The sequence below is a fragment of the Saccharopolyspora erythraea NRRL 2338 genome, assembly GCF_000062885.1.
GTDB lineage: Bacteria > Actinomycetota > Actinomycetes > Mycobacteriales > Pseudonocardiaceae > Saccharopolyspora_D > Saccharopolyspora_D erythraea.
The window spans coordinates 3,151,545-3,174,860 of sequence record NC_009142.1; the positions used below are offsets into that span (position 1 = coordinate 3,151,545).

At 72.1% G+C, this 23,316-nt stretch carries 20 protein-coding genes; 15 read left to right on the top strand and 5 right to left on the bottom strand.

The annotated features are described in order from the left end of the window. Positions 1–9 precede the first annotated feature (9 nt). The 3 genes from SACE_RS13950 to SACE_RS13960 are packed head-to-tail and all read left to right on the top strand — an operon-like array spanning position 10 to position 3,367. Positions 10–768: an arylamine N-acetyltransferase family protein gene (locus SACE_RS13950; protein WP_011873860.1), complete on the top strand. Its 759-nt coding sequence runs from the start codon at positions 10–12 to the stop codon at positions 766–768. Next, the gene (mhpA, locus tag SACE_RS13955; protein WP_009946371.1) at positions 768–2,363 is read left to right on the top strand and encodes a bifunctional 3-(3-hydroxy-phenyl)propionate/3-hydroxycinnamic acid hydroxylase MhpA; all 1,596 of its coding nucleotides are present in this window, start codon (positions 768–770) and stop codon (positions 2,361–2,363) included. Before SACE_RS13950 ends, mhpA begins: the two co-directional genes overlap by 1 nt. Next, positions 2,360–3,367, top strand: coding sequence for a methyltransferase (locus SACE_RS13960; protein ID WP_009946369.1), 1,008 nt, complete (start codon positions 2,360–2,362; stop codon positions 3,365–3,367). The genes mhpA and SACE_RS13960 overlap by 4 nt, the downstream gene beginning before the upstream one ends. On the opposite strand, the gene SACE_RS13965 is transcribed toward SACE_RS13960, so the two are convergent. The 3 genes from SACE_RS13965 to wrbA all read right to left on the bottom strand — a co-directional run bounded on the left by SACE_RS13965 (position 3,360) and on the right by wrbA (position 5,158). Continuing rightward, the gene (locus tag SACE_RS13965) at positions 3,360–3,971 is read right to left on the bottom strand and encodes a TetR/AcrR family transcriptional regulator (protein WP_009946368.1); all 612 of its coding nucleotides are present in this window, start codon (positions 3,969–3,971) and stop codon (positions 3,360–3,362) included. The two genes, SACE_RS13960 and SACE_RS13965, sit on opposite strands and share 8 nt — an antisense overlap. 175 nt (positions 3,972–4,146) lie before the next feature. Next, positions 4,147–4,530: a lipocalin-like domain-containing protein gene (locus SACE_RS13970; protein WP_009946367.1), complete on the bottom strand. Its 384-nt coding sequence runs from the start codon at positions 4,528–4,530 to the stop codon at positions 4,147–4,149. A 13-nt stretch (positions 4,531–4,543) separates the two neighbouring features. Beyond that, positions 4,544–5,158 (bottom strand): NAD(P)H:quinone oxidoreductase, encoded by a 615-nt coding sequence (gene wrbA / locus SACE_RS13975; protein ID WP_009946366.1) that lies wholly within the window; start codon positions 5,156–5,158, stop codon positions 4,544–4,546. Between the two features lie 191 nt (positions 5,159–5,349). Between wrbA and SACE_RS13980 the strand changes: the two genes are divergently transcribed. The 8 genes from SACE_RS13980 (at position 5,350) to epsC (ending at position 14,017) form a co-directional block, all read left to right on the top strand. Further along, positions 5,350–5,685, top strand: coding sequence for a winged helix-turn-helix transcriptional regulator (locus SACE_RS13980; protein WP_011873862.1), 336 nt, complete (start codon positions 5,350–5,352; stop codon positions 5,683–5,685). A gap of 337 nt (positions 5,686–6,022) precedes the next feature. After that, a complete protein-coding gene (locus tag SACE_RS13985) occupies positions 6,023–6,919 on the top strand; it encodes a TIGR03619 family F420-dependent LLM class oxidoreductase (protein WP_009946364.1) in 897 nt (298 codons plus the stop codon). Positions 6,920–7,363: 444 nt separating this feature from the next. After that, positions 7,364–7,972, top strand: coding sequence for a GTP cyclohydrolase II (locus SACE_RS13990; RefSeq protein WP_009946362.1), 609 nt, complete (start codon positions 7,364–7,366; stop codon positions 7,970–7,972). After that, positions 7,969–9,654, top strand: coding sequence for a WD40 repeat domain-containing protein (locus SACE_RS13995; RefSeq protein ID WP_009946360.1), 1,686 nt, complete (start codon positions 7,969–7,971; stop codon positions 9,652–9,654). The genes SACE_RS13990 and SACE_RS13995 overlap by 4 nt, the downstream gene beginning before the upstream one ends. A gap of 109 nt (positions 9,655–9,763) precedes the next feature. After that, positions 9,764–10,747 carry a formylglycine-generating enzyme family protein gene (locus tag SACE_RS14000; protein WP_009946359.1) on the top strand — a complete coding sequence of 328 codons (984 nt, stop codon included), beginning with the start codon at positions 9,764–9,766 and terminating at the stop codon, positions 10,745–10,747. After that, complete coding sequence (gene ribD, locus SACE_RS14005; protein ID WP_009946358.1) at positions 10,744–11,901, top strand: bifunctional diaminohydroxyphosphoribosylaminopyrimidine deaminase/5-amino-6-(5-phosphoribosylamino)uracil reductase RibD; 1,158 nt, start codon at positions 10,744–10,746, stop codon at positions 11,899–11,901. Before SACE_RS14000 ends, ribD begins: the two co-directional genes overlap by 4 nt. Positions 11,902–12,011: 110 nt before the next feature. Beyond that, complete coding sequence (locus SACE_RS14010; protein ID WP_044547379.1) at positions 12,012–13,415, top strand: pyridoxal phosphate-dependent decarboxylase family protein; 1,404 nt, start codon at positions 12,012–12,014, stop codon at positions 13,413–13,415. Then, positions 13,412–14,017: a serine O-acetyltransferase EpsC gene (gene epsC, locus SACE_RS14015; protein ID WP_009946356.1), complete on the top strand. Its 606-nt coding sequence runs from the start codon at positions 13,412–13,414 to the stop codon at positions 14,015–14,017. Before SACE_RS14010 ends, epsC begins: the two co-directional genes overlap by 4 nt. A gap of 13 nt (positions 14,018–14,030) precedes the next feature. On the opposite strand, the gene SACE_RS14020 is transcribed toward epsC, so the two are convergent. Beyond that, on the bottom strand, positions 14,031–16,691 hold the full coding sequence (locus SACE_RS14020; protein ID WP_009946355.1) for a LuxR family transcriptional regulator: 2,661 nt from the start codon (positions 16,689–16,691) through the stop codon (positions 14,031–14,033). A 470-nt stretch (positions 16,692–17,161) separates the two neighbouring features. Beyond that, positions 17,162–17,698 carry a TetR/AcrR family transcriptional regulator gene (locus SACE_RS14025; protein WP_009946353.1) on the bottom strand — a complete coding sequence of 179 codons (537 nt, stop codon included), beginning with the start codon at positions 17,696–17,698 and terminating at the stop codon, positions 17,162–17,164. Between the two features lie 146 nt (positions 17,699–17,844). Between SACE_RS14025 and SACE_RS14030 the strand changes: the two genes are divergently transcribed. The 4 genes from SACE_RS14030 to SACE_RS14045 all read left to right on the top strand — a co-directional run bounded on the left by SACE_RS14030 (position 17,845) and on the right by SACE_RS14045 (position 23,311). Further along, the gene (locus tag SACE_RS14030) at positions 17,845–19,311 is read left to right on the top strand and encodes an MFS transporter (protein WP_011873867.1); all 1,467 of its coding nucleotides are present in this window, start codon (positions 17,845–17,847) and stop codon (positions 19,309–19,311) included. A gap of 708 nt (positions 19,312–20,019) precedes the next feature. Beyond that, positions 20,020–21,021 carry a pyridoxal-phosphate dependent enzyme gene (locus tag SACE_RS14035; RefSeq protein ID WP_157355934.1) on the top strand — a complete coding sequence of 334 codons (1,002 nt, stop codon included), beginning with the start codon at positions 20,020–20,022 and terminating at the stop codon, positions 21,019–21,021. After that, positions 21,018–21,848 carry a class I SAM-dependent methyltransferase gene (locus tag SACE_RS14040; RefSeq protein WP_011873869.1) on the top strand — a complete coding sequence of 277 codons (831 nt, stop codon included), beginning with the start codon at positions 21,018–21,020 and terminating at the stop codon, positions 21,846–21,848. Before SACE_RS14035 ends, SACE_RS14040 begins: the two co-directional genes overlap by 4 nt. Beyond that, the gene (locus SACE_RS14045) at positions 21,845–23,311 is read left to right on the top strand and encodes an aldehyde dehydrogenase (protein ID WP_009946349.1); all 1,467 of its coding nucleotides are present in this window, start codon (positions 21,845–21,847) and stop codon (positions 23,309–23,311) included. The genes SACE_RS14040 and SACE_RS14045 overlap by 4 nt, the downstream gene beginning before the upstream one ends. Positions 23,312–23,316: the final 5 nt, after the last annotated feature.

Genomic DNA, 23,316 nt, shown 5'->3' on the forward strand with positions numbered 1-23,316 from the left:
TTGTTCAGCGTGGAAACCTACCTGTCGGGCATCGGATGCTCCGGATCCGCGGCGCCCGGGCGGGATGCGTTGCGAGAACTGCACAAGAAGCACGTGATGTCGCTGCCCTACGACAACTCCCGGCTCGCCGAGCAGGTCGCCGACGGGATGAACGGCGGGAACATCGACCTCGACGCCGCGTTCGACGAGGCCGTCGTGGCGCGCCGGGGAGGCCACTGCGGAGAGCTCGCGGGGCTGTTCCACCGGCTGCTGGACGAGCTGGGCTTCGACGTCTCGTTCCTGATGGGCGGTCTGTGCGGCCCGGGCGGCACCTTCGGCCCGGACCTGGCGCACGTGTTCCTCGGAGTCCGGCTCGACGGCGAGCTGTGGCTGGCCGACGTCGGGTTCGCCGGCCCTGGGTTCCTGGAGCCGGTGCGCGTGTCGCCGGAGGTGCAGGAGCAGTACGGCTGCCAGTACCGCGTCGTGCCCCGGGGCGGCTACCAGGTGCTGGAGCGCAGGGCGCGCGGAGGTGACTGGCACGGCCTCTACCGGTTCGACCCGCGGCCGCGCGAGCTGGCCGAGTGGAACCCCGGCGGGGACGACGCCGACGACGCCGAGCAGTTCGGCATCGGCGTGGTCATCCGCTCCCGCGCCACGGAGAACGGGCAGTGGGTTCTGCTCGGCAGGCGGCTGACCACAGTGGACAACGGTGAGGAGCGGATCAGGGTGCTGGTGAAGAGCGCCGACCACGACGAGGTCGTGCGCGAGATCATGGGGGGAGCGGCCTGATGAGCGGCAGGCGGACGAACGTGGCTGTGATCGGTTACGGACCGGTCGGCCAGCTCATGGCGGCGCTGCTCGCCCAGCGCGGCTGGGACGTCGTCGCCGTGGAGCGCTGGCCGCGGCCCTACACCATGCCGCGCGCGGTGGTCTTCGACGGCGAGTCGGCGCGCATCCTGGCCTCCGCCGGGATCGACCCGTCGCTGGGCGAGTTCGGCAAGCCCACCGGCGACTACGTCTGGCGCAACGGTGCAGGCCAGGACCTGCTGCACTTCACCGGCATCGGCGACCGCGGACCGCAGGGCTGGCCCATCACGACCTCGATGTACCAGCCCGGGCTGGAAGCGGCCCTCATCGGACGAGGCGAGCGGCTTGCGGGCCTCGAGGTATTCCGGGGCTACGAGGCGGTGCGCGTGGAGGAAGCGGACCGGTGTGTGCGGGTGGTCGCCGAGAGCGGCGGTGAGTCCCTGGAGGTCGTCGCGGACTGGGTCGTGGGCTGCGACGGCGCCAACAGCTTCGTCCGGGACCGGATCGGCTCCGGGTTCACCGAGCTCGGGTTCAGCCACGACTGGCTGATCTGCGACGTCACGCTGCGGCCGGCGCGCGAGTACAGCCCGGACAACCTGCAGGTCTGCGACCCGGCGCGGCCCAGGACGGCGGTGTCGGCCGGACCCGGCCACCGCAGGTGGGAGTTCATGCGGGTGCCGGGCGAGACCCTCGAGGAGCTCGACAGCCCGCGCAAGGCGTGGGAGCTGCTGGCCGTCGAGGGGATCACCCCCGACAACGCGACGCTGGACCGCCACGCCGTCTACACCTTCAAGGCCGGGCACGCCGAGCGGTGGCGCTCGGGCCGCATGCTGCTGGCCGGCGACGCCGCGCACCTGATGCCGCCGTTCGCCGGGCAGGGCATGTCCTCGGGGTTCCGCGACGCCGCGAACCTCGCATGGAAGCTGGACCTGGTGCTCTCCGGCTCGGCCGGCGAGCGCATCGTCGACACCTACGCCGCCGAACGCCGCGAGCACGTCCAGTACGCCATCACCAAGTCGGTGGAGCTCGGCCGGGTCATCTGCGAACCGGACCCCGAGGCCGCACGCGCCCGGGACGAGAAGATGCTGGCGGCCAGGGAGCAGGCGGGCGAATCCGACGGGCTGGTCCTCGACATCACGCCGCTGCGCAGCGGACTGCTGCACGGTCCGGGGGAGGACTCGCCCTCGGGTGAGCTTACCCCGCAGGGAACCGTCGCGGTCGCCGACGCTTTCGGGCTGTTCGACGAGGTCGTCGGGCGCGGCTTCGCGCTGATCGCGCTCGTGCCGCCCGGTGAGCTCGTCGACGATGCGCGGTTGACTTACCTGAAGTCCCTGCGCGCCAACGTCATCCACGTCCTGCCGGCCGGATCGGCCCCGCCCGCGGCGGAGGACGGCGCGGTGCGGACGGTGGTGGACACCGGCGAGGTCTACGTGCCCTACCTGACCGGGCTGGGCGCGGTGGCGGTGCTGGTGCGCCCGGACTTCTACCTCTTCGGCGCGGCACGCGACAGCGACGGGACCGCCGCGCTCATCGACGATCTTCGCACGCAACTATCCCCAGGAGGAGCCGGCCGATGACGGCGAACGCGGAACTCAACCACATCCAGGAGCTCGCCCTGGGTTTCATGAGCGCGCGGGCGGTGCACACGGCGGTCGAACTCGGCGTGTTCCCGTTGCTGGCGCAAGGCCCGCTGACCAGCGACGAGCTGTGTGATCAGCTCGGGCTGCACGGTCGCGGTGCCAGGGACTTCTTCAACTGCCTCGTGGCGCTGGGGCTGCTCGAACACGCCGACGGGCGCTACGTCAACACGGCGGCCACCTCGAGGTACCTCGGTGACCCCGACGCGCCCACCTACGTCGGCGGAATGCTGGAGTACATGGGAAGCCACTGGTACTGGTCCTGGGGCAGGCTCGGCGACGCGCTGCGCACGGGCCGTTCCCAGTCGTACGGGGGCCAGGTGCCCTACGAGGCGATCCACTCCGACCCGGGGCTCTCCGAGGAGTTCCAGCGGGCGATGTCGGGCGGGTCCGTCGCCGCAAGCACCGCGCTCGCCGAGAGCTTCCCGTGGCAGGACGTCGCCACGGTCGCCGACATCGGGTGCTCGGACGGCTCGGTGCTCTCCCGTCTGCTGCTCGCCCACCCGCACCTGACCGGCCTCGGCTTCGACCTGCCGATGGTCGAGCAGGGCTTCGACAAGACCAGCGCCCGGCACGGGCTGGCCGACCGGATGCGCTTCACCCCGGGCGACTTCCGCACGGCGTCGTTCCCCGCCGCGGACGCGGTCGTGTTCGGGCACCTGCTCATCGACTGGGACCTCGCGACCCGGCGCATGCTGCTGGCCAAGGCGTACGACGCGCTGGCCGAGGGCGGCACGATCCTGATCTACGACATGCTCGTGGAGCAGGACCAGCGCGAGAGCGCTCCCGGGCTGCTGATCAGCCTGCACATGCTGGTCGACCAGGGCGGGGGCGTCAGCTACACCGCGTCGGAGTGCTTCGGCTGGCTGGCCGACGCCGGGTTCCGGCAGTGCCGGGTGCGGCCGCTGTCCGGTGCCGACCAGCTCATCACCGCGGTCAAGTAGCCGGGTCCGGCTCCGCCCGCACACCGGCGAGGGCCAGCAGGTCGTCGATGCCGGACTTGATCCGCTCGACGCCGAGGCCCTCGTTGGTGCGCTGGTGGATGATCAGGCTCGCCGAGAACGGGGCGAGCAGCGCGTGCGCGAGGTAGTGGGCGTTGGCGTCCGGCCTGATCTGGGCCAGCAGTGTCACCAGGTGCAGGTGGCGCACGGGGTAGGGGCCGTCGTTGTAGCGGACCGCGGGCGTGGTGGCCTCGGCGACGAGCAGCAGGTCGGACTGCTCCTCGACCCGGTCGACCAGGGCGTGCAGGAAGGCGCGGACGCGTTCCAGCGGCGGCGCCCCCGGACCCAGGGGCGGCGGTCCCTGCATGAACGCCTCCTGGAACTGGCGTTCCCGCTCGTCGAGCAGGGACTGCACGAGCCCCGCCCGGTCGCGGAAGCGCCGGTACACCGTCCCCACCCCGACCTGGGCGGCGTCGGCCACCTCGTCCAGCGAGAGGTGTTCGGCGCCGTTCTCGGCGATGAGCCGCGAGGCGGCCAGCAGGATCTTGCGGCGGTTGCGCGCCGCGTCCGCCCGCTCGGTCGGGCGCTGACCGATGATCGGCAACATGCCGCCGCGAGATCGCTCTGCCACGGTGCTCCCCTCACTTGACCTCGGACGGCGGTCGCTGCTGCATCCCTCCGGAAGCAGCAGCCACCTGGGGAAGTCATGGTATGACGCGCGGAAGTGATCACTCGTGGCCGGATGGCTGCACGAGTGATCACTTCCGGTTTTTCCGTGCGCCTCAGCCGCGGTGCCACACCAGCCGGGCGCGCAGCGGTTCGCCGTCGACCGTGTCGGTGCGGCCGAGCACGAGCTCGTCGCCGTCGAGCGAGAAGTCCCGCACCTGCTCCGAGCCGGGCCAGGTCGGGTCGGTCGCGATCCGGACCTCGTGCACGACCTGGTCACCGGCCAGCCGCCACCTGCCGGTGTAGCCGATGTAGCTCGCGGCGGGCGGCGGCGCGGAGTCGGTGCGCATGATGTGCACCGACACGTAGCCGTCGGCTCCGTAGTAGAGCGATCCGCGCGGCGAACCGCCGAGCGGGCTCTCCTTCGGGTTGCCCTCTTCGTCGAACTCCACGAAGGAGTGCAGTCGCCAGTGTCCGATCAGGTCCGTCGTCGCGGTCATGCCGGCGTCCGGATCAGCCCCGCGCGCCGTTCAGCAGCCGCGCGGTGACGGTGGCCAGGTTGTAGCCCTGGAAGCGCGCGGCGGCCAGCACCCGCTCGTTCGGCGGCTCGCCGTCCATGCCCGACGGGTAGGAGGCGCCGTAGGGGTTGCCGTAGGCGGCCGGGACGGCCGGGTCGTTGTAGCCGGGCGGCACGATGACCGAACCCCAGTGGAAGGCGACGTGGTAGAGCGAGAGCAGCGTGGCCTCGTTGCCGCCGTGCATGTTGATGGCGCTGGTGAAGCCGGTGAACGGCTTGCCGGAGAGCTCACCGGCGTACCAGAGCCCGCCGGTGGAGTCGATGAACTGCTTGAGCTGGGAGGCGACGTCTCCGAAGCGGACCGGGGTGCCGAAGGCGTAGGCGTCGGCCCACTTCAGGTCCTCGTGGGTGGCCGGCTCGACGTCCTTGGTGGCGTCGGCGTGCGCCCGCCACGCGGGGTTGGCGTCGATGGCGGAGTCGGGAGCGAGCTCGTCGACGCGGCGGAAGCGCACCTCCGCGTCGGCCTTCTCGGCGCCTTCGCGGACGGCTTGGGCGAGGGCGTGGACGTTGCCGGTGGAGGAGTAGTAGATGACGGCGACTTTCACGGACATGGCGCTACGTTCCTGTTCTGGTGCTTGCTCGGGTGGCTTCGCGCGTGCGGAGCTCAGCACAGCCTAATCGGAGAACTCTCCGCATGCAATCGGTTAGTGGAGGCTTCTCCGATTGTTATGGCGGTGTTGTCCCCGTGGTCGTCCGGTTCGTTCGGGGCCTTCCGGCGTCACCCGATGGGTAGAGTGTGGACATGATGAGGGAGGCGGCCGAAAGCGACGAGCGCGTCTGCGACGCGGCTTTGGCCCGTGCGTTCGACTTTCTCGGCAAGCGCTGGAGCGGTGTGCTGCTGGGCACCCTGCTCACGGGTCCGGCGGGCTTCTCCGAGCTCAAGCGCGCGCTGTCGGGGATCAGCGACTCGATGCTCTCCGAGCGCCTGAGCGAACTGCGCAGGGCGGGGCTCGTCGAGCGCAGGGTCGACGAGGGACCGCCGGTCGCGGTGACCTACGAGCTGACCTCCGCGGGTCTCGCGCTGCTACCCGCCTTGCGCGAGCTCGCGACCTGGGCGATGGAGAACCTCCCCGCCTGACGCCCGTCATCGGCGCGCTTCCGCGTCCTGCGCTTCGCGCGGTGTCTCGCTCGGAGCGTCCGCGTGCCGTCTCGCGTCCGGCGCGTTCTGCTCGTCGCCTCCGTTCCGGCGCGAACCGCTCGGCGTGTCGAGCCCAGTGCTTCCTGCTTGCCCCATGCATCCGCCGTTCCCGCTGGCCGCCTCGGGTCGCCTGTTCCGGCTTGCCGCCTCGCGACTTTCGAGTCACACCAGGGAATTCCCGCCTGGCAGTTGTTGCCGGCGCGTCCTGCTGCTACGTTGCGCTCTGCTCACTTCTTTTTTAGAAGCAACTCCTATAAACGATTAGCTAGGAGGACAGATGCGCATCGGGTTCAGCCTTCCGCAGCTGGGGACGCTGGCGCACCAGGCAGCCGACATCGCCTCGTTCGCGCGGGAGGCCGAGGCGCTGGGCGCGGGCAGCCTCTGGGTCGGTGACCGGCTGCTCGCCCCGGTCGAGCCGACCGTGGGCTACCCGCCGGGGGCCGACACGATCCCGGACGAGTTCCACCGGATCCTGGATCCCTTCGCGATGCTCACCGTCGCGGCCACCGCGACCGAGAACGTCCTGCTGGGCAGCAACGTCCTCAACGCGCCGTGGTACCCGCCGGCGCTGCTCGCCCGGTCGCTCACCACCATCGACGTGGTCAGCCGGGGCCGGCTGGTGCCCGGGTTCGGCGTCGGCTGGTCGCCGGAGGAGTTCCAGGCCGCGGGCATCCCGATGAAGGAGCGCGGCGCCCGCATGGACGAGTGCCTGGAGGCGCTCAAGCAGCTGTGGACCGCCGACGTCGCCGAGTACGGCGGCCGGCACTGGCAGGTGCCGCCGACCCACGCCTACCTCAAGCCCGTCCAGCGTCCGCACCCGCCGATCTACATCGGCGGCTTCGCCCCGGCCTCCATGCGCCGGGTCGCCCAGCGCGGCGACGGCTGGCTGCCGATCCTGCCGGTTCCCGGGGACGTCGACCCCGCGATGGCGATCACCGCGCCGATGAGCCAGATCCGGCAGCTGGCCGAGGAGGAGGGGCGCGACCCGGGCGCGATCGACCTGATCCTGCGCGTCTACCCCGACCAGACCGCCACCATCGACCAGGTCGTCACCGCGATCGGCCGCGCGGTCGAAGAAGCCGGGGTCGAGCACCTGCTGGTGGACCTGATGTTCCTGGCCAAGAGCATCGACCACACCCTGGAGATGGCCGACACCATCCTGCGGCGCGTGTAGCCGCAAGCGCATTCCCGCGGCCCTGGTCGGCGCACCCGCGTCCGGCCGGGCCGCTTTCGCTTTTCCAGGCGCTTTTTCCGTTTCCGCGTCGGCCGGAAGTCCTGCGGCTGCGGGGAATTCCGCGCGTCTCGCGGCGGGAACGCCGGCCGGACCGCCTCAGCGAGGAGCCCGGAGCACCGTGCGAGCCTTGATCGTTCCGGGCAGTGCGTTTCCGGAAGGCGGAACGCGGGCGCGGGCACTTCGCCGGTCCCGTCGGCAAACGTATCGGTACGTACCGTCATGCCCGCCCCGGCGGACCTCGGCTGTCATGTACGGGTCGCTGTTCGGACGCAGCGGCATGACAGCGCTACGAGGTTCCTACCGGGGGTGGAGCACATGCCCAGTCCTCTTGATGGCGACCAACGACCACCGGCTGCGGCCGAGGACGGCGGGGACAGCCCCGTCGTGGTTCGACGGCGGGTCACGATTCCACTCCTGTCCAAGGCCGGCGGCGCAACGCTCAACCCGGAGGTCGTGACCTTCTCCGGCTCCTCCGACGGGCAGGAGCACATCGCGCTCGTGTTCGGCGGCGGCACCGAGGTCCCGCTGGTCCGGGTGCATTCGGAGTGCCTGACCGGTGACGTGTTCGGATCGGCCCGCTGCGACTGCGGGCCGCAGCTCGACGAGGCGATCGAGACCGTCAGCCGGCAGGGTGGGGTGATCCTGTACCTGCGCCAGGAAGGCCGCGGCATCGGGCTCTACAACAAGCTCGACGCCTACTTCCTCCAGGACGAGCTCGGCGTCGACACCTTCGAGGCCAACCGCAGGCTCAACTTCTCCGACGACGAGCGCGACTACCGGGTCGCCGCGGCGATGCTGCGCGCCCTGGGCATCGACCGGATCCGGATCCTGTCCAACAACCCGGACAAGGTCGAGCAGCTCACCGGCTGCGGCATCGATGTCGCCGAGGCGGTCCCGACCGGCGTGTTCGTCAACGACGCCAACCGCAAGTACCTGATGGCCAAGGTCACGACGGCCGGACATCAGGTGGAGCTCATGGAGGGTGCTCTGTGATCAAACACCGCGGCCCGATCAGCGGCATCGCCGCGTGGAAGGACGACTACGTCCTGACCGCGGGCTACGACAACCAGGTCATCTTGTGGGACTACCGGACGAAGACGGCGCTGGCCCGCTCGTGGCACGACCACCTGGCCAACCAGGCCGTGTTCTCCCCCGACGGCAAGCACGTGCTCACCTCGTCCAGCGACTACACCGCCCGGCTGTGGAGCGTGCCGGAGCTGCGGCTGGAGGCGGTGTTCAACGCCCAGACCGACGACGTGGAGATGTCGGTTTTCCACCCGGAGAAGGAGCTGGTCGCCACCGCCTCCCGCGACCACAACGTGCGCGTCTACGACTTCCGCGGCAACCTCGTCGCCACCTTCGCCGGGCACACCCAGGACGTCATCTCGGTGGAGTGGGCCAAGGGCACCGACGAGCTGATCTCCTCCAGCGACGACGGCACGATCAAGCGCTGGTCGCTGGAGACCGGCGGCCTGGTCGGCGACCTGGACATGGACGGCGTGGAGACCGACACGATCGCGATCTCCACCAGCGGCACCATCTACGCGGGCAACGACGACGGCGAGCTGATCATCATCAACGGCGACGGCCGGGACGTGGTGCCCGCCCACGACGCCGGCGTCAAGCGGCTGGTCCTCGACGCCGCGCGCGGTCTGCTGGTCAGCCTCAGCTACGACCGCACGATGCGACTGTGGGAGACGGTGGAGTCCGGGCTGCGGCCGCGGGGCAGGGCCGACCTGCCCTCCGACGTGTGGCCGCGGTCGTGCGCGTTCGCGGGCGACTCCAGCCTCGTATTCGCGACCTTCGGCGCGACCTACCGCAGCTACGACTTCCAGCGCGAGCGCTGGGAGACCGATGAGATCGCCGGAACCGGCGGGATCAACGCGGTCGTGCCGCACGAGGACAGCACCCTCGCGGTGGGCGACGCGGGCGTGGTCTGGCGCGGCGAGGACGTGCAGGCCCGCACCGGCAGCCTGTGCAACTTCCTGACGCCGGTGGAGGGCCTGGTGTTCTCCGGCGGCCAGCTCGGGCGCGTCTTCGACGCGCTGACCGGCGCCGAGATCCACCGGCACCGCTCGCCGCTGAACTGCGGGGTCGCGTTCCGCCGCGACGGCGTTCAACACGTGGTGGTCGGCGCCTACACCGGTGAGGGCCTGCTGTTCCGGATCCCCGAACCGGGCAAGGCCGAGTTCGCCGGAGAGCTGCCGTTGCACGCCAACGCCGTCAAGGGCGTGGCCGTCTCCGGCGACCTGCTGTTCTCGGTGTGCGCGGACACCAGCGCCACCTGGTACCGGATCTCGACGCTGGAGAAGGTCGAGACGATCGAGCAGGCCCACGACCGCATCGCCAACGGCTGCGTCGGCCTGGCGGGCGGCGAGTTCGCCAGCGTCAGCCGCGACCTGCGGTTGCGGATCTGGAGCGCCTCGCGGCTGCCGCAGGTCGTCGAGACGCCGCACACGCACTCGGTCAAGTGCGTCTCGGCCTCCGACGACGGCGACCTGGTGGCGACCGGCGCCTACAACGGCCGGATCGCCATCTACGACCGGCTCGCCTCGGAGTGGGTCTCGGTGCAGCGCCCGACCACGGCGGGGATCTCCTCGCTGGCCTACCACCCCGACGAGAAGCTGTTCCTGGCCAGCTCCTACGACGGCCAGGTCCACCGGATCACGGTCTGAGGGCCTGCCTTCGAAAGACAGGCTCTTGAGCGACCGCGTCGCGCCTCGCCCCCGCGCGCCAGGGGGCGAGGCGCCGGCGGTGCGCATCCCACGTCGCAGAGAGGTGCCGATGAGCCCGAGACCCGTCCTGCGCGCCAACCCCAACACCCTCAGCGACCGGGAGGCGATGGGGCTGCCCGACGACCTGGTGGAGCGGGTCGCCGAGCTCCCGCTCGCCGGTCACGACGACCTGCTCGCCCGAGCGCCCGGCGAACTGGCCGTGCTCGCCGAGGACGCCGGGCAGCCCTTCGACCGCCGGTACGCGGCGGGCACGCTGCTCGGTCTGCGCGGCGACCCGAGGATCCGCTTCGACGACCCCGCGATGGTGGAGGTCCCGGCGGCCACCGTGCGGCTCGGGCTGGCGCCCGAGGACGTCGGCGAGGTGGTGCGGCGCTGGGAGCACGTGGGCGTCCTGCACTCCTGGATCGCCAAGGAAACCCCCGTGCACGAGGCGCGGATCGAGCGCTTCCGCGTCATGCGCTACCCGGTGACGAACCACGAGTACCGCCGTTTCCTGGTGGAGACGGGGCATCCCGTGCTCCCGCGTGCCTGGCGGTTCGGGGCGTACCCGCACCACCTGTCCAACCATCCGGTGTGGACGGTCTCGCCGGAGGAGGCCGAGGCCTACGCGCGCTGGCTCGGCGAGCGCACCGGCAGGCCGTTCCGCCTGCTGACCGAAGCCGAATGGGAGTACGCCGCCGGCGGCGGCGACGGGCGGACTTTCCCGTGGGGCGACGAGATCGGCGCCGACCACGCCAACACCGTCGAGCACGGGCCGCTGAGCACCACGCCGGTCGGCATCTACCCGGCGGGTGCCAGCCCGTTCGGGGTGCTGGACATGGCGGGCAACGTCGAGGAGTTCGTCGCCGACGACTACCGGCCCTACCCCGGTGGCGAGCACGTGCTCGACGACCTGGCCGACGGCGGCCGCTACCGCGTCGCCCGCGGCGGCAGCTTCACCCGCTTCGGTGACCTGGCCAGGTGCCGGCGCCGGCACGGCTGGTACTCGCGGGAGATCTACGCGATGGGGTTCCGGCTGGGGGAGTCGGTGTGAGTCCGAGCGCGCGGGCAGTCCGGCCGCCCGAGGAAGCGACCGAGGCCGAACGCTGGGCGATGCGCAGGGCGATCCGGCTCACCGCGGACCCGCCGAGGCGTACCAGCCCGAACCCGTACGTCGGCTGCGTCGTGCTCGACGCCGACGGCCGGTTCGCGGGGGAGGGCCACCACCGCGGCGCGGGACATCCGCACGCCGAGGTCGAGGCGCTGGCCGCGGCCGGTGGGCGAGCCGCCGGCGGTACCGCCGTGGTGACGCTGGAACCCTGCGCGCACCGCGGCCGGACGGGGCCGTGCACCGAGGCGCTGTCGGCCGCGGGTGTCAGCCGCGTGGTGTTCGCGGTCGAGGATCCGACCCGGGACGCCTCGGGAGGCGCCGAGCGGCTGGCCGCGGGCGGAGTGGAGGTCGTCGGCGGTCTGCACCGGGAGGAAGCCGAGCGGCACAACGAGTTCTGGCTCACCTCGGTCCGGCGCGAGAGACCGTTCGTGACGTGGAAGTTCGCCGGCACGATCGACGGCCGCTCGGCGGCGGCCGACGGCAGCTCCCGGTGGATCACCGCCGCCCAGGCGCGCCGGGACGCGCACGCGCTGCGCGCGGTTCACGACGCGGTGCTGGTCGGCGGCGGCACGCTGCGCGCCGACAATCCGCACCTGGGCCTGCGGCACGGGGTCGTCGGCGAACCGCCGTTGCGGGTGGTGCTCGACAGCGCGGGCCGGATCAAGCCCGGCGCGCGCGTGCTCGACGGCAGTGCGCCCACGCTGGTGGTGGTCTCGGACCGGGCCGGGGAACCGCGAGGGCTCGGTGCCGCGGCAGGCACTCTCGCCGTTCCGTCCACTGAGGACGGACTTGATCTGGCGGCCCTGTCGGAGCGGCTGTTCGCCAGAGGAGTGCGGTCGGTGCTGCTGGAAGGCGGCGCCCGGCTGGCAGCCGGATTCCTGGCAGGCGGCCTGGTCGACCGCGTCGTGGCCTACCTGGCGCCGATGTTCCTCGGCGGTGCGGGACTCCCCGTGGTCACCGACATCGGCGTGGCGAGCATGGCCGAGGCGGCACGGATGCGGGTGGAGGAGGTCCGGCAGCTGGGCCCGGACCTGCGGGTGGTCATGCAGCCGGAGCCGCGCGACCTGGATGCCTGTCTTCGGACTCATTCCGCGTAGCGGTTCCGGTGCTCGTCGCGGGGGTGGGCCAAGCGGCTGCGCCGCTTCGAAAGATCAGGAACAGGCTTTGACGAGTCGATGGCGGTTCCCGCCGTTGGGGGCGTGGTGACATGGTCGGTTTTCCGCTGGAACCGGACTCCCGGTCGATGCGCGAGATGGGCGAGTCGGCGACCGCGCTGCTCGCCGACTTCCTGGCGGGGCTCGACAAGGCCCCGACGGTCCCCCCGGACGGCGCGGCGGTGCGCGTGACGCGCCCGCAGCCCGCCGGTGCGGCGTTCGACGAGGTGCTCGGCGAGTTCCGGCGCGCGGCGGCATGGGCGACCGAGACGGCCGGTCCCCGGCACTTCGGCTTCATCCCCGGCGGCGGGTTGTTCACCTCCGCGCTCGCCGAGTACCTGGCCAGGGGCTTCAACCGCTACACCAGCGTGGCTGCGATGGCGCCGGGGCTGGTGGCCGTGGAGAACTCGGTCGTCGAATGGCTGGCGGCCGAGTTCGGGCTGCCCGCCTCGGCGGGTGGCAACATCACCACCGGCGGGTCCATGGCCAACCTCTCCGGACTGCTCGCGGCCCGCCACGACCGCCTCGGCGACGACCTCGCCGGCGGCACCGTCTACCTGACCGCGCAGACAAACCACTGCGTGCCCAAAGCCATGCGCATCATGGGGTTTCCCGCGTCGGCGATCCGGACCGTGCCCTCGACGCCGGACCTGCGCATGGACGTCGAGGCGGCCCGGAGCATGATCCGCGCCGACCGCGCGGCGGGCCTGCGCCCCTTCTGCGTGCTCGCCACGGCGGGCACCACGAGCACCGGGGCCGTCGACCCGATCGCCGCGGTCGCCGACCTCGCGGCGCGGGAAGACCTGTGGCTGCACGTCGACGCCGCCTACGGCGGCTTCTTCCAGCTCACCGAGCGTGGACGCCGGGGGTTCGAGGGCGTCGAGCGCGCCGACTCGCTGGTGCTCGACCCGCACAAGGGCATGTTCCTGCCCTACGGCACCGGCATGCTGCTGGTGCGCGATCCCGCCGTCCTGGCCCGTTCGCACGCCTTGTTCGACGACGACGTTCCCTACCTCCAGGACCTGGCGGCCGGCGAGCTGCCGGACTACGCCGAGCTGGGCATCGAGCGCACCCGCGAGTTCCGCGGGCTGCGCATGTGGCTGCCGCTGCGGCTGCACGGCGTCTCGGCCTTCCGGGAGGCGCTCGACGAGAAGCTGGACCTGGCCGCGCACGCCCACCGCGAGCTGAGCGCGATCCCCGGCGTGGTCTGCGGGCCACCCCCGGAGTTGTCCACTGTGGTCTTCAGCGTGCCGGCGGCGGGCAATCGCGGCAACCAGGTTCTGCGCGAGCGCATCAACGCGCGTGCCGAGGCGTTCTTCTCCAGCACCGCGGTCGGCGGCCGCTACCTGCTGCGGATGTGCGTGCTGTCGGTGCGCACCCACGCCGGCCACGTCGACGACGCCGTGCGGGTCGTGCGGGAGGAAGTCCAGCGCATGGGCGGGGGAACGAACCGATGACACCGAGGAAGGCGAACCGGTGGCCGCGCGTCGTGCGGCGCGCGTGCGCGACCCTGCGCGAGGACCTCGACACCGTGCTGGCCAAGGACCCGGCGGTCACCAGCCGCGCGGAAGCCCTGATGTACCCGCACCTGCTCGCGCTGTGGGCGCACCGCGCGGCCCACCTCCTCTACCGGCGCACCTGGTACGGCCCGGCGCGCCTGCTCTCGCTGCTCGCCCGCTCCGCCACCGGCATCGACATCCACCCCGGAGCACGCATCGGACCGCGTCTGTTCATCGACCACGGCGAAGGGGTGGTGATCGGCGAGACCGTCGCCATCGGCGCGGACGTGGTGCTCTACCACCAGGTCACGCTCGGCGCGGTCGGCTGGCGGCGCGACCGGATGCGGGCGCCGGGGGAGCAGCGGCACCCGACGGTCGGCGACGGCGTCACCATCGGCGCCAAGGCCAGCGTCCTGGGGCCGGTCGAGGTCGGCGAGTGCGCGGTCATCGGGGCGCACGCCCTGGTCCTGCGCGACGTCGCGGCCAAGGAACGGGTGCGCGGCGGGGCGGTGGTGGGCAGGCACGCGGCCGCCGCCACCGACGCCGGCACCCTCGGCTGACCGGCACCGGGCGTCAGGAGCTCGACATCGCCCTGCCCAGCGCGGGGCGCCCCGGGATCAGCAGCTTCTGGTACACGCGGCTCAGGTGCAGCTCGACCGTGCGCCGGGTGACGTAGAGGTCCGCGGCGATCTGGCGGTTGGTCCGCCCTTCGGCGGCCAGCACGGCGACCCGGCGCTCGGCCGGCGTCAGCGCCTCGACGCCGAGGGCGGTCGTGCGCTGCGGCCGCACCCGGCACGCGGCCAGCTGCTCGGACGCCCGGTGCACCAGCACCTGCGCTCCGCAGTGCCTCGCGTGCGCCAACGCCGCGCGCAACCGCGGCCGCGCCTCGTTGGGCCGGTGCAGCTTCCGGTAGGTGACGCCCAGGTCGAACAGTGCCTGCGCGTAGGACAACCGCGCACCGGAGTCGCGGAGCACCGCGACGGCCTCGGTCAGGTGCGCCAGCCGGGCCTCGTCACGGGAGACCAGGCCCATGACCCGCAGCGCCTGGCCGATCGGCGCGGGAGCTCCCCACCGGCGCGCCTGTTCCAGTTCGACGCGCACCAGCGACATGGCGCGGTCGTGGTGGCCCATGCGCGCGTGGACCAGCGCGGACTCGGAGCGCCACGCTCCGGCGGCCGGGTTGTGCACGTTCGCGGCCGTCATCCGCCTGCCGCACTCGCGCAGGTCGGCCAGGGCCGCATCCAGCTCGCCCTGGGCCGCGTGCAGCCGTCCCCTCTGCAGCAGAACGGAGTTGTAGGGGCTCCATCGGGGCACCTCGGCCGAGAGGCCGGTGCCGTCCAGGCAGCGCCAGGCGCCGGAGTGGTCGCCGGTGGCCAGCGCGACGGCGACGGCGCTGGCGACGGCGGTGCCCAGGTACATCGGGTGCTCGCCCGCGGACCGGCGCGACGTCGCCTCGACCGCCGAGTCCGCCATCTGCGCGCACGCCGGGAGGTCGCCGGCGTGCAGCAGGATCTCGGCCAGCACGCTGCCGGCGTGCACCACGATCGCCGAGGCGTCCACCGCCGTCGCCTCCAGCAGCATCCGGTGCACATGGGTGGAGGCCGCGGCGAAGGCACCGCTGCGGGCCAGCACCAGCGCGGGCAGCAGGAGGCTGGCCGGGTGCTCGTCGTCCGGCCCGGTCTCCAGCGCCTCTTCGGCGTCGGCGGCCGCCTGTTCGCGGTCCTCGCCGGCCCAGTAGCAGCGCAACGCGTTGGCGACGAGCTTGCTTCGGTGGCCGCTCTCCTCCGGCCCCGGATTGGCCTCCGGCCCGGCCACCTCGCCGAGGTCGCCCCACAGGCAGGTCAGGCGCAGCTCCTGCCGGAGCCGGGACGCGCCCCGCGGGTCGGTGCCGCCGATCTCGTCCAGACCCGCACGCAGCGTCCTGACGGCCGACTCGGACTCACCAGCCATGACCATCGCGTTGGCCAGCATGATGCGGAGCCGGACGCGGATCCCGGGGTCGGCCTGGAGGCGGAGCGCCTCGTGCAGGTAGCGGCGCGCCGTCGGCGGATCGCTGCGCAGGGCGATCGTGGCGAGTTCCCGGAAGATCTCGGCCCGGTGGCTCCCGGTGCAGCGGTCGACGGCGCGCAGCAGGTAGCGCCGCGCCTGCTCGGGCTCGCCGCGGGCGACCAGCCCGCGGGCGTGCTCGTGCATGACGTCGCAGAACCACGCGGGCATCTCGGCGCGGCGGACCTGCAACAGGTGCGAGGCGACGAGCTCGGCCGGCGCGCCCTCGCCGTGCAACAGCGCGGCGGCGCGGACGTGCGCCGCTTCCAGCCGGTCCGGCGACATCCCGGCCAGCACGGCGCGGTGGATGACCGGCGCGGCCGGCGCGTGGCCCGCGCCGGAGCGTTCGAGCACCCCGGTGGCCTCCAGCCGGTCGGTGACCTCGGCGAGGGTGCTCGGCGCGAGGCCGCAGTAGCCCGCGACGAGCTCGGTGCTCGCCTCCGGTGCCAGCAGGGCGACCGCCTCGATCACCTCGGTGGCCACCGAGCACCGGCTGCCGTAGCGGTTGGCCAGAATCTCGGCGAGCTCGCGCAGCCCGATCTCCTCGATCCTGGCGAGGCGTCCGCCGGAGGCGTTGCCCGCCCGCGCCCGCAACTCGCCGAACAGCCAGTTCAGCAGGAGCGGGTTGCCGCCGGTCTGGTGCAGGCACTCCTCGGCGAAACCCCGGGGCGGTGGGCCACCCAGCTGGGCCTCGGCGAGTTCGGTGACCTCGGCCAGGTCCATGTAGGACAGCGCCCGCCGGTCGCTGAAGCGGGCCACCACCTCGGCCGGCGGACCGCCCGCGCGCTCGCCCTCGCCGCGCGGAGCGGTCGCCACGACGCCGAGCGAGCTGTCCGGCAGCCGGTCGAGCACCGATCCCAGCCATCGCAGCGACTCCTCGTCGAGCCGGTGCAGGTCGTCGACCAGGAGCACGGTGCGCCGCGCGGCGAGGACCGCGCGCGCCACCGCCTCCGGGGCGAACGGCTCGTCGTCCCGGCCCGCGAACGGGCCGAACGCCCACAGGTCGCGCACGGCCGAGCAGGCCCCGGCGCGGAAACTCGACGGGGTGGGCAGCCGCACCGCGGTCAGGCCCGCGCGGTGGGCGTGCTCCGACGCCAGATCGAGCGCCCTGGTCTTGCCGGAGCCGAAGGCGCCCTCCAGCACCACGGCCGCCGGGCTGCCCGCGGCGACCCGGTCGAGGCAGGACACTACTCCGGCAAGCGCAATCGTCCGACCGCTCAAAATGGTCTCCGGGTTCATCTGGTCCGGGGGAATCAGGAATTGGCGGTGTTCGGGGCAACATGACGGTGCAGTCGGCTGTTTTGTGCATTCGCGCGAATTGCGCGCGGCCCTTGTCGCCTGGTTATCGGTTTTCCCGCGCGCGGGGCCGCGGCGGAGCGCGACATCGCTGGTCCAGCGTGCGCCGCCGAACACCGGGAAGCCCCGTTCTCGCTGGTGGAGCCAGCAGTTCAGGGTGCAGCGCCGTGGGATATTTCCACAGTTGTCCGGGTGAGTTGTGGACTTGTCACGAAGATCGAGAATAACAGCAGCGCCATTCGGGACAATAGTCCATCCGGGTGGCGGCGGCGCGGGAGAAGTCGAATATCCGGAAAACGGAATCCGTCAGGTTCGGGACCGAATGGCCACGCCGCTTCGCGCATTTCCCGTCCGGGTAGGGCTCAGTGCTGCTTGGCCCACTGCGGGGTGGCGACCCCGCGCATCACGACGTCGACGATCTCCTCGCTGAGGCCGGGCGCGATGGGCTGGTGGCCGAACAGCAACCGGTAGGTCATCGTCGCGGCCAGCATGTCGAGCAGCAGCTCGACGTCGACGTCCTCGCGGACGTCACCGCGCTCGATCCCGCGCTCGATCGCGCGCGCGGTGGTCTGGCGCCGCGGGTTGAAGAACCGGTCGAAGAACCGGTTGCGCAGCACGTCGTCGTCGCGCAGGTCGGCGACCAGCGGCGGCAGCGTGAGCGTCAGCAGCGGCCCCGTCATCGTGCGCCGCAGGGTGTCGATGCCGGCGACCAGGTCGCAGTGCGTGCAGCCGGTGTCGGGCGTCGGCGTCGAGCCGACGTGCTCGGTGATCGCGTCGACCACCAGGTGCTTCTGGCTGGGCCAGCGCCGCCGGATCGCGGGCTTGGTCGTCCCGGCGTGCGCGGCGACGGCTTCGAGGGTGAGGCCCTGGTAACCGACTTCCGGCAGGAGACTGCGCACCGCTTTCAGCGTCGCGAGATCGATCCGCTCGTCGCGTGGTCTTGCCAAGTTGGTCTCTATCTCCAGGTCACGGCCGGGGTGTCGTTGACAGCCTAGCACCGCGGCGATAACGTTCCGTTCAGGATCGGAATGAAAGTGGGGACTGGATGAGTACCGAAGATGTGGCGTCCGCGACGAGCCCGCCGGGCGAGTCCGCGGGCGCGGACGAGTCGACGCGCAGCGTCTTCGACCGCCGCTACCGCGCGCTCTCGGTGGGCGTGATCACGACGGTCAGCGTCGTCGCCTTCGAATCGCTCGGTGTGGCCACCGTCCTCCCCGTCGTGGCTCGCGAGCTCGGCGGCCTCGGGTCGTTCGGCTGGGGCCTGTCGGCGCTGATGCTGGCCAACATCGTCGGTGCGGTGGTGGCCGGCCGCGTCGCCGACCGCGGCGGGCCGTGGGTGCCGTTCGCCGCCTCGATCGCCGTGTTCGTGGCGGGCTGCCTGCTCGCGGCGGCCAGCCCGAGCTGGCTGGTGTTCCTCGCCGGACGCGCGGTGCAGGGCTTCGGCGTCGGTGGCGTCATGGCCATCGCGTTCATGTCCATCGGGGCCACCTACCCGGACCACCTGCAACCGAGGATGTACGCGCTGCTGTCCTCGGCGTGGTCCATCCCGGCGCTGGCCGGCCCGCCGATCGGCGGGCTCGTGGCCGAGACGGCCGGCTGGCCGTGGGTCTTCATCATCATCGTGCCGATCGCGGTCGTCGCCGCGCTGCTGGCGACCCCGGCGATGCGGCGGCTCGTCGAGTCCGGCGCGCCCTCCGAAGCTCCGCGCGGCTGGCGCAACAACGTGGTGCTCAACAGCGTGCTGCTCACCGCGGGCACCGCCGTCCTGCTGCTGGCGCTGGAGGCGGTGTCGGCGCTCGTGGTGGTCGTCGGCGTCGTGGCCGGCCTGCTGATCGCCGGGGTGGGACTCCGCCACGTCACCCCTCCTGGGACGTTGGTCGCACGGCGCGGGGTCGCCGCCGGCATCGTGGTTCGCGCGGGCCTGTGCGGCGCGTACTTCGGCACCGAGGCGTTCCTGCCGCTGGGCATGTCCGAACTGCGCGGCGTGGGCACGACGCTGTCCGGCATCGGGCTGGCGGTCGGTGCGCTCACCTGGGTCGGCGGCTCGTTCTGGCAGGCCAAAGTGGACGGTGGGACGACCCGCGACCGCTCCCGCGCGACCGCGCTGGGATCGCTGGTCCTCGCCGTCGGAGCCGTCGTCGTCGCGGTGGCGATCCTGGTGCCCGCCGTGCCCGCGGTCTTCGCCGTCGTCGGCTGGGGCATCGGCGGACTCGGGATGGGTGTCGCGGTCAACGCGAGCACCTCGGAGACGATGCGGCTTTCCCCGCCGGAGAGCCTCGGCCTGACCTCGTCGTCCCTGCAACTGGCCCAGACGCTGGCGACCGCGCTCATCGCCGGTCTCGGCGGCGGGTTGATCAGCCTCGTCACGGCGGGCGGCGGCACGGTGGCCACGGCGCTGCTCATCACCTTCGCGGTGACGGTGGCGATCGCACTGGGCAGCGTGGTCGTCGCCGGGCGTTTCCGCGCCGGATCGGAGGAGCCGGCACCGGCGTCGGCGAACGCCGTGGCGTAAGAACAGGCGGTACGACAAGAGCAAAGGCCCGCCCGCGGTCGGCCCAACGGCCACCGCGGGTCGGCCTTTGTCTGCTTTTGCGCCCTTTTTCGCATTGGGTCGCGGGAATCGTCTGGAACCGTTCGGCAGGTTGTTGCCAATTGCTGTTGCGCGGGCTGCGTCCGGAAGGTGCAAGCATTCCGGATAAATTCTTGGTAGGAACGGACCCGGGTCGGTCGGCCGAATGCACGAAATTGCCTCCGCGACATCTCCGGCGCTGCGGAGGACTCTCCGCTTGTCGCGTTCTGCTTGCTTGACGCCTGTGCGGGCGCTGGGTAGCCTCCGTTGCAGTTCCGCTGTTCGAGGCAATCAATTCGGGGGTTGATGAGTTTGGTTCCTGCGGTTTGACCGCGTCCGGAATGACTGGGGTGGCAATGCGCGCCTGATATCGGTCGATGCCCGTCGGATGTGACGGCATCGACGTCGTGACCGGCATCGATGTTCGGATGCCGGAGTGGCGCGTCGGTTGCGGCCGGGTGCCGGCCCTGTTGGCCGGCGGTTTTCCAGCAGTTTCCTCCCAATTGCGCGGACTGCTGTCGTGCGCAGTTCCTGTTCGCCTTTGTTCGTGATCCGTTCATTCGATGGCGCGCGCCGAAATGGTATTCGCCGACGGTTCTCAACGGCCGCCGGTCGAACGTGCTCGGCGCGAACCGCGACACCGGAGAAGTGATGAACGCAGATGCCGTGGACGCACCCTGGAAACCAGACCTCGATTACTCGCTCGACGTCGACGCGGTGACCGGCCGGTTTCCCGCGATGGCCGATTTCCGCCGGAAGCTGGGAGGCACCCGCCTCGTGGAGGTTCCCGTGCCCGCGGGTTCGGCCCGGGTGCTGGCCAAGGCCGAATGGGAGAACCCCTGCGGGTCCATCAAGGACAGAACCGCGTTCGCCCTGCTGTGCGAGGTCCTGGCCGACTGCGACGACCCGCGCGGACTGCACCTGGTCGAGTACTCCGGTGGCAACCTGGCCGCGCCGCTGTCGGTCCTGTGCGGACGGCTGGGCGTGCGGCTGACCCTGGTGCTGTCGGAGGCGACCCCCGGTGACTACGTGGACGAACTGCGCTCGCGCGGCGCCGCCGTCGACCTCGTCGACCGGGAAGAGGGATTCCTGGGCGTGATGGAACGCGCGCGGGAGCTCAGCGGCACCGGGCGCCTGCTCTACCAGCACCGCAGCCAGGCGAACCTGTGGATGCACCGGATCTCCACCGGCGCCGAGGTCGTCGAGCAGCTCGGCGAGGCGGTACCCGACCGGTTCGTCGCGTCGGTGGGCACCGGCGGCACGCTGGTCGGCGTGCTGTCCGCGCTGGGCGAGCGGCATCCCGGCGTGCGCGGCGTGGTCGTGACGCCGAGCGAGCTGCCCTACGGCTCGGACGAACCGCCCAACGGCCGTCCCAAGTACGCGGGTTCGGGTGGGCTCGGCAACGGGATCCGGCAACCGTTCGTGCTCGGCGCGGTGGACCGGATGGACGGCTACCGCACGGTCTCCCGGCCGCGGGCGATCTCCCTGATGCGTCAATGCCTGGACGAGACCGGGATGCGGCTCGGCAGTTCGGCGGCGGCGAACTGGCGCACCGCGCTGGACGTCGCGGCCGAACTGGGCGAGGGCGCCACGGTGGTCACCGTCTTCCCGGACGCGGGCTCGCCGTCGGAATGGGCGGAGGCCGGACGGTGAGGCGGGGCGCCGGGCACGGAAGTGCCGAGACGCTGCACAGCGCCCGCACCCAGGCGCTGTCCTTCGGGGACGGTTCCGACGAGTACGACCGCACCCGCCCGCGCTATCCGGACGAGCTGATCCTGGATCTGGTCGCGGACAAACCGGAACGCGCGCTGGACATCGGTACCGGAACGGGCGTGGTCGGGCGCCAGCTCCAGCCGCACGTGCCCGAGGTGGTCGGGATCGAGCCCGACGAGCGGATGCGCGCGGTGGCGCGCCGGCGCGGGCTGCGGGTCGAGAACGCGACCTTCGAGTCGTGGCAACCGGGTTCCCGCACGTTCGACCTGGTGGTCTCGGGCCAGGCATGGCACTGGGTGGAGCCGGAGGAAGGCACCCGCAAGGTCGCCTCGGTGCTGGTCGCGGGCGGCCGGTTCGGGGTGTTCTGGAACTTCGCGCGCCCGTCCGAGCAGTTCCTGGCGGTGGCGTCGCCGGTCTACCGCAGGCACGCGCCGGAGCTGGCGGAGCGGACGCTGCTGCTGGGCAACGACGACGGCCGGGTGTCGCGGACGGCGGGCAGACTGCGGGAGTCCGGGCAGTTCCACGACGTGTCGGTGAGCACCTACCCGTCCTCGGTCAGCTACACGCCGCGGGAGTGGGTCGACCACATCGGAACCTGGAGCGACCACCGCGCCCTGCCCGGACAGCGGGCGGCGGCGCTGGGCGCCGAGCTCGCCGAGGCTCTCGCCGGGCTCGGAGCGGTTTTCGACATGGACTACGCGAATGTCCTCGTGAGCGCCCGGAAACAACCGCGGGCGAGCGGATCCGGCCAGGAGGTGCGGCGATGACGAGCAGTCCGGACCGGCTCCGGTTCTACGTGGACGGTGCGTGGCGGCAGCCGTCGGGTACCGAGCGCTACTCGCTGCTGGAGGCCGCCACCGGAGAGCCGCTGGGCACGGCCGCCATGGCGACGCCCGAGGACGTCGACGCGGCGGTGCGCGCGGCCCGCCGGGCGTTCGACGCCGGCGAGTGGGGCAGCGCCTCGGCCGAGGAGCGCTCGAAGCTGCTGCACCGGTTCGCCGACGCACTCTCGGCGCGCGCGGAGGCGACCAGCACGCTGGTGAGCAGGGAGAACGGCATGCCCATCGGGCTGTCCAGGGTCGCCAACGGCGCGGGTCCCGTGGCCCAGCTGCGTCGTTACGCCGACCTGGTCGCCGGGATGGAGCTGGAGCGACCGCGCCCGAGCCCGCTGGGCTCGACGATCGTGCGCCGCGAGCCGGTCGGCGTGGTCGCGGCGATCACGCCGTGGAACTACCCGCAGTCGCTGGCGATGGCCAAGATCGCCCCCGCGCTGGCGGTCGGATGCACTGTCGTGCTCAAGCCGTCGCCGGAGACCGCGCTCGACGCCTACGTCCTGGCCGACGCAGCCGAGGAGGCGGGGCTGCCGCCGGGGGTGCTCAACGTCGTCGCGGGTGGACGCGAGACCGGCGCGGCCGTCGTGGCCCACCCCGGCGTGGACAAGGTCGCGTTCACCGGGTCGACCGCCGCCGGCCGCGCGGTCGGCGCGGAATGCGGCCGCCAGGTGAAGCGGTTCATGCTGGAGCTGGGCGGCAAGAGCGCCGCGATCGTGCTGGACGACTGCGACCTCGACGTCCTGCGCGCGGGCCTGGAGACGGCTTCCTTCCGCAACAACGGCCAGACCTGCAGCGCGCAGACCCGCGTCCTCGCGCCTCGCTCGCGCTACGACGAGGTCGTCGAAGCCGTCGTGGGAGTAGCCGAGGACCTGGTGCTGGGCAACCCACTCGACCCGTCGGTCACCTGCGGGCCGATGGTCACCGAGGAACATCGGGAGCGGGTGCTCGGGTACGTGCGCGCTGCCCGCGACAGCGGCGCCGTCCTGGCGTGCGGGGGCGGTCGCCCGGCGGGCCTGGACCGCGGCTGGTTCGTCGAGCCGACGGTGTTCGTCGACGTCGACAACTCCGCGCCGCTGGCGCGGGAAGAGGTTTTCGGCCCCGTGCTGGCGGTGATCCCCTACGACGGCGAGGACGAGGCCGTAGAGATCGCCAACGACAGCGAGTACGGGCTCGCGGGGTCGGTGTGGACCTCCGACGACGAGCGCGGTCTCGACGTCTGCCGGCGGGTGCGCACCGGCACGATCGGCATCAACTATTACAGCCTCGACTTCGGGGCACCGTTCGGCGGTGTGAAGCAGAGCGGTGTCGGGCGGGAGCTCGGGCCCGAAGCCGTCGACGGCTACCTCGAGTACAAGTCGATCTACGCCGGGGCGGACCGCCTGAGCGGATCGAGCTGATCAGG

Bases quoted from the DNA above. Each gene is read 5' to 3' on its own strand.
- SACE_RS14035 (WP_157355934.1), top strand. From the start codon at position 20,020: ATGAACGCAGATGCCGTGGACGCACCCTGGAAACCAGACCTCGATTAC.
- SACE_RS13980 (WP_011873862.1), top strand. From the start codon at position 5,350: ATGATGAGGGAGGCGGCCGAAAGCGACGAGCGCGTCTGCGACGCGGCT.
- mhpA (WP_009946371.1), top strand. From the start codon at position 768: ATGAGCGGCAGGCGGACGAACGTGGCTGTGATCGGTTACGGACCGGTC.
- SACE_RS14030 (WP_011873867.1), top strand. From the start codon at position 17,845: ATGAGTACCGAAGATGTGGCGTCCGCGACGAGCCCGCCGGGCGAGTCC.
- epsC (WP_009946356.1), top strand. From the start codon at position 13,412: ATGACACCGAGGAAGGCGAACCGGTGGCCGCGCGTCGTGCGGCGCGCG.
- SACE_RS13960 (WP_009946369.1), top strand. From the start codon at position 2,360: ATGACGGCGAACGCGGAACTCAACCACATCCAGGAGCTCGCCCTGGGT.
- SACE_RS13965 (WP_009946368.1), bottom strand. From the start codon at position 3,971: ATGTTGCCGATCATCGGTCAGCGCCCGACCGAGCGGGCGGACGCGGCG.
- SACE_RS14000 (WP_009946359.1), top strand. From the start codon at position 9,764: ATGAGCCCGAGACCCGTCCTGCGCGCCAACCCCAACACCCTCAGCGAC.
- SACE_RS14045 (WP_009946349.1), top strand. From the start codon at position 21,845: ATGACGAGCAGTCCGGACCGGCTCCGGTTCTACGTGGACGGTGCGTGG.
- SACE_RS13970 (WP_009946367.1), bottom strand. From the start codon at position 4,530: ATGACCGCGACGACGGACCTGATCGGACACTGGCGACTGCACTCCTTC.
- SACE_RS14010 (WP_044547379.1), top strand. From the start codon at position 12,012: ATGGTCGGTTTTCCGCTGGAACCGGACTCCCGGTCGATGCGCGAGATG.
- wrbA (WP_009946366.1), bottom strand. From the start codon at position 5,158: ATGTCCGTGAAAGTCGCCGTCATCTACTACTCCTCCACCGGCAACGTC.
- SACE_RS13985 (WP_009946364.1), top strand. From the start codon at position 6,023: ATGCGCATCGGGTTCAGCCTTCCGCAGCTGGGGACGCTGGCGCACCAG.